At 60.5% G+C, this 3,398-nt stretch carries 3 protein-coding genes; all 3 read right to left on the bottom strand.

What is annotated here, in order from left to right; all coding sequences use genetic code 11:
• Nucleotides 1-94: 94 nt before the first annotated feature.
• Genes DIE22_RS37645 through DIE22_RS37635 form a run of 3 tightly spaced genes read right to left on the bottom strand, consistent with a single transcriptional unit; the run spans nt 95 to nt 3,263 of the window.
• On the bottom strand, nt 95-1,090 hold the full coding sequence (locus DIE22_RS37645; RefSeq protein ID WP_124607539.1) for a tyrosine-type recombinase/integrase: 996 nt from the start codon (nt 1,088-1,090) through the stop codon (nt 95-97).
• A complete protein-coding gene (locus DIE22_RS37640) occupies nt 1,087-2,034 on the bottom strand; it encodes a tyrosine-type recombinase/integrase (RefSeq protein WP_124607538.1) in 948 nt (315 codons plus the stop codon). Before DIE22_RS37640 ends, DIE22_RS37645 begins: the two co-directional genes overlap by 4 nt.
• A complete protein-coding gene (locus tag DIE22_RS37635; protein WP_124607537.1) occupies nt 2,031-3,263 on the bottom strand; it encodes a site-specific integrase in 1,233 nt (410 codons plus the stop codon). Before DIE22_RS37635 ends, DIE22_RS37640 begins: the two co-directional genes overlap by 4 nt.
• Nucleotides 3,264-3,398 lie beyond the last annotated feature (135 nt).

Genomic DNA, 3,398 nt, shown 5'->3' with positions numbered 1-3,398 from the left:
GTTATGCCGACTTCCGGATTATGCCGCGTCATGATTCCACGGGCCCAGCAGTTGGGCGGATCCCTGTTCCGCGTCGCTCGGATTGTCGGCATTATCAAAGACTCTCCAGGAAGGCCAGCAAGGGGTCGGGAGGTCTGTAACGCGTCGGCGCGACTCCGCTCGCATTCGCGTGCGCCATTGCGCGTTCCTTAAGCCGCATGTCGGCGTGCAAGTAGATCTGGGTCGTCTCCGATGATTCGTGGCCGAGCCAGAGCGCGATCACGGACAGGTCTACGCCGTGATGTAACAGGCTCATCGCGGCTCCGTGCCGAAGCGTATGGGGAGTTACTGATTTGTCCTTCAGCGAGGGGCACGAGTGACAGGCGATTGCGACGTTGCGTGACACAAGCCGCTGAAGTGCGTCAGCGCTAAGACGGCCACCGCGTGAACTGGGGAATACCGGATCATCGGGCTCGCCAGGTTGATAGCGTAGCCATGCTTTCATCACCGCGACGACGTCCGGTCGAAGCGGAGTGCATCGCATCTTTCGGCCTTTGCCGAGGCAACGGACGTGGGCGCCTGTACCGAGCACCACATCCTGACGCCTGAGAGAAGTCAATTCGCTATTCCGCAGACCCGTTTGAACCGCTACAAGAAGCAGCGCTCGGTCGCGGTTGCCGATCCATGTTCGCACATCAGGTGCCGCTACTAGCGCTGCGGCCTCGCTCTCGGTCAGGAACTCGACGGGACCATGTTCACAGCGTTTGGATGGAATTGCAAGGATGCGCTGACACTGCAGGAACAGCGCAGGCTCGCTAACCGCAACGAACCGGAAGAAGGCATGTACAGCGGCGAGGCGCGTGTTGCGTGTCCGCACCGAATTGCCCCTGGCTTGTTCAAGGTGCTGAAGGAATTCCTCGATCAACGACACGTCGAAGTCTTCGATCCGCAGTTTCGAAGGCACGCGTCCCACATGCTTCATGGCGAACGCCAGCAGCAACCGGAACGTGTCGCGGTAACTCGCCACCGTGTGCGAACTCAGCCCCTGCTGCTCGAGCAGGCGCTGGGTAAAGAAACGCTGGACGAGGGATGGAAGGCCGGCGGCGCTCATGACCGGTCTCCCGGAGGGTTTCTGCCAAGATAGCCTGCCGCAAGCTCAAGCAATTCCGGAACCGCTTCGATGTACCAATACGTAAGACCAATGTTGACATGCCCGAGATAGGCGGCAAGTTTCGGTAACTGCCGGTTCACGTCCGATCCAGCGCGATACCATTCGACCATTCTTCCAGTCGCGAAACTGTGTCGAAAGTCCTGGAGCCGCGGGCCGTAACCATCGCGACCATCCTCTGTCGCTGGCCGCAGGCCGACGGCACGCGACATTCTGACGAACATGCTTCGGACAGTGCCGGCCTTCAACCTCACACCGCGCTCACCAACCAGGAACGCCTCACTCAACCGCTGTGGGCAGAGTCGGTCTCGACTCTGAGCATAACGTTCGAGTGCGGCGCGGGTCGACTCTTCTACGGGTACAAAGCGCGATTTGCCGAACTTCGATTCCCGGATGGAGAGTATCCCGCTAACGAGGTCAACGTCGGACCGGTCGAGTCGAAGCGCTTCACCGGGCCTAAGGCCGGTCGCTACGAGAAGCCCGATAAGCGTCGAATAGGTCAGTGCTCGCATGCCAGTGCGCGAGCGTAGCTGCGCAGCCCGGATCATGAGCAGGTTGATTTCCTGTTCCGTGTAAATATGCGGCGCGTTGCGCCGTCGACGGGCACTCAGGAGTCCTGCCGGAGGAATCTGGTTTCGGCTGTCGACGGTGTTCATCCACCTGGCAAATCCTCTCACCGCTGAGAGGCGCCGCCCCCAGGTCGCGCGTTCGACGGATACGGGCGTCGTCGCCCAGCGCAGAGCCAGATCGATGGTAATGAACTCGGCACCTTCGTGTTCCAGAAGATCAACGAAATGACCGAGTGCCAATGCAGGTTCATAGAATGACGCCCCCAGAGCCCGGCGGACCGCCACGTACCGAGCAAGGGAGTCACGGATCGCAGTCATATTGCACCTCCTGCCGTGGGCCATGAGCGCGCTACCCCGCGCAGGTCCTCAAACGCAACCTTTGCGTAGATCGCGGTACTGACTTGTGAGCGGTGCCGCAACACCTCGGCGATTTCCGCCATCGACGCACCATGACGAATCATCGTTGTCGCCAGACTGTGACGAAACAGATGTGCCGCGCCGCGACACGCAGGGCGAAATCCGGCACGCGCGAAGGCCAGACGAACGATGTGGCCAATCGCCGCCGGTCCTGCCAGACCAACGCGCGGTGCCCACATGCGGAGGAATACCCGTCGCGATGCGCTCACTCCACGAGCGTCGCGGAGGTAGGTTGCGATCGCGTCTCCGACCTCGGTAGGTAGCGGGACATGTTCCACCATTTGCCCCTTGCCATGAACGACAAGTTCACCGGAACGCCAGTGGATATCGTCTAGTTCAAGTGCGACGATCTCTCCGGAACGCAACCCCAACCGAGCCAACAACAGCAGGACGGCATAGTCGCGGCACCCACGTGGAGTGGACCGGTCCGCAGTGGCAATGAGGGCTTCCTCCTGCTCAGGCGTGAGGAATGTTGGCACCGCTGACTGTTGCCACTTGCGAACCGAAGGCACCGACTCATAAAGGTCACGCGGCGTGCTTCCATGCAGAAAGAGGAAGTGGCAAAACGAGCGAAGGGACACCGCCATCAGCCGCGTGTACTCCGCCGATCGGCCTTTGCTGCGGGCAACAAGGTGGTCTCGGATCGTTATCGCGTCAAATGCGTTGGGCAGTATGCGGCCGTCGCCAGCGTCCTGACTGTGGAGGAAGTCTCGAATGAAGGGCCCGTAGACGAGCACCGAGTTGTTCGCCAGTCCGCGATCCTGCCTCAGATAGTCCAGGTACCGGTCATAGGTGTGCGTGATCGCGGATTGGTCGCCCAACGGCGGCGAGCGCACGATGGCTTCGCCACGCAGATAGGCAAGGAACGACTGTAATGCGGCACGCTCGCACTGGACGCGGTCTCGTGGGGCGTCGCTCAAGCGCTTCATGAAACGAGTCGCCGCAGACTCATTGAGGTCAACCAGGTCGATGTTCCTGTTCTTCATCCACCGAGAGAACGCACACAGGACCCGCCGTTTCTTGCGAAGCGTTACCTCGGAATAGTGTGCCGCCCGTAGACGATCGAGAAATGCATCAATGTGACGGGTCGGCAGCCCGCCGGATTCGCTGACTGTGCGTGTCGCCTTCATTTGATCTCTCCTGGCCAGCGAGATAGCCAGCCTGAGAAATCATACGGTTATGCCGACACAGCAATCACGGAGGGCCATACCCACCGCCACGTGCATGTATGACGCGGCATAATCCGGAAGTCGGCATAACTGGGT

This window comes from Burkholderia sp. Bp9142 (genome assembly GCF_003853415.1).
Taxonomy (GTDB): Bacteria; Pseudomonadota; Gammaproteobacteria; order Burkholderiales; family Burkholderiaceae; genus Burkholderia.
Note: the sequence above shows the minus strand (reverse complement) of the source record. Positions and strands in the feature narration are given on the sequence as shown.